Origin of the sequence: Gilliamella sp. Fer4-1 (assembly GCF_001690515.1) — a bacterium.
Taxonomy (GTDB): Bacteria; Pseudomonadota; Gammaproteobacteria; order Enterobacterales; family Orbaceae; genus Gilliamella; species Gilliamella apicola_C.
On the sequence record NZ_LZGZ01000306.1, the window covers coordinates 1 to 1,985 of the forward strand.

Genomic DNA, 1,985 nt, shown 5'->3' on the forward strand with positions numbered 1-1,985 from the left:
AAGAATATGATAATTTTCTATATAAAGTAACAACAAATTAAGGAATGAATATTTATGGCTAGAATAGATTATTCGTCTTGGGCAAGGTTGTCCCTATCTATTTCAAATCTGAAACTAGATAAAAATAATCCCAGAATTCCATATTACATACCAACAAAAACAACTAAAGATATTCTTTCTTATTTATTTGAACATGAAGATATAGAAAAATTAGCTGAAAAGATAGTAGGTAAAGGCTTTATCAATCATGAACCAATATATGTAACAAAAGAGAATGATTCTTATGTTGTTATTGAAGGTAATCGAAGAATATCAGCTTTAAAATGTTTACTAAACCCATCACAAGCCCCATCTGTTAAATTGACAAGAAAGTTTGAGAAATTAAAAAATAAATTAGGAAATAATCTTATAGATAAAGTTGAAGTATATGTTGCACCATCTAGGATTGATGCTCAAAATGTGTTATTTGAATTACATGCAGAAGGAAAATTACAATGGAACCGTCAGCAAAAAAATAATTTTATTGTTGGCGCTGGCGCAACTAGTGGGGAATCAATAGAAGAAATTGCTGCTAGATTTAATGTGAAACCCTCTGAGATTCAAGATTCTGTGCAAGAATACTACTTAAATCGATATTTTACCGAATTAGGTTTGCCAACTGATATAGAAGAAAAAGCTCTAAATACTAATTTTAGCCTAACTAATTTATCTAGATTGGTTAATACTAATTTATTTAAACAAATAACTGGTTTTAAAATTAATGATGGAAAATTACAAACCCAAATATCCAAAAATAAATTTAATTATCTTATAAGCTACTTTGTTCGAGATATAATTGATAAAAAAATAGACTCAAGAAAACTGAATAAAGTTGAAAAAATTGAGGAATATATTAATAAAATTTACAATTCAATACCTGATGATATTGAAGATAATGGTGCGGTTGATTTTGGGCCAGAGAATACTCAAAATGTAGACGAAACTCCTATTAACAAAAAAGAAAAAAAGAAAAGAAAATCTCCCGAAATGTTAATACCTAAAAATAAGACTTACCATACAGGATCACAAAAATTAGATATTCTTATTGAGGAGGCTCAAGGTATAATTATTGATATGCATAAAAATGCAAGTGCATTATTGTTAAGGACAATATTAGAATTGGCTGTTGTGAGAACATTTGAAATACATAACTCTAGAAATCAATGTATTAATCAAAATGGAAGAACTAAAAATCTTTCTGATAATTTAAATGCCTTAACTAAAAGAGATAGTTGGTTTAGTAATAAAGCATATTTGTATGATTTAAAAAAATTCATTGATAATCAAAGCACAAATTGGAATAGTCTAGAATCTTTAAATCGATATGCTCATGGCGAATTTATTTTACCCGATAAAGAAATGTTGAGAGCTGTTTGGTTGATTACAGAACCACTCATTTTGATGTGCGAAAATAAGAATTGACTCTATCTTTGATGTGGCCATAATATTATTTTTAATATATTATGGTCATTTAAACAATAAACTAAAGCATTTATGACAAATAACAGTTCACCACTAAGATATCCTGGAGGAAAAGCAAAATTTGCTCCTCACATTGAGTCCATAATCAAATCAAATCAAATTACTGGTGGCGATTATTATGAAGTTTATGCTGGTGGTGCAGGCGTTGCATTGAAACTTCTTTTTAGTGATTATTGTAAAAATATTCACATTAATGATGCAGATTTAGCAATTTATTCTTTTTGGAAATCAATAACAGAAAATACAGATGCTTTCATTCAATTAGTAAATGATACAGAAGTGTCTATTGATGAGTGGCATAAACAAAAGAAAATATTAAATGATCCACTTAATTACTCAATGACTCAATTAGGATTTGCCACATTTTTCCTAAATCGTACAAATCGCTCAGGAATATTGAAAGGTGGTGTTATTGGAGGGCTAAAACAGCAAGGAAATTACAAAATAGATGCAAGATTTAATAA

The 1,985-nt window shown here is 28.4% G+C and carries 2 protein-coding genes; both read left to right on the plus strand.

The window, feature by feature from the left end; all coding sequences use genetic code 11:
* Positions 1 to 54: 54 nt before the first annotated feature.
* Positions 55 to 1,461, plus strand: a complete 1,407-nt coding sequence (locus A9G30_RS10405) for a ParB N-terminal domain-containing protein (RefSeq protein ID WP_065588908.1) — start codon at positions 55 to 57, stop codon at positions 1,459 to 1,461.
* 72 nt (positions 1,462 to 1,533) lie between these two features.
* The coding region (locus A9G30_RS10410; RefSeq protein ID WP_141672084.1) for a DNA adenine methylase at positions 1,534 to 1,985 on the plus strand (452 nt) is incomplete at its 3' end.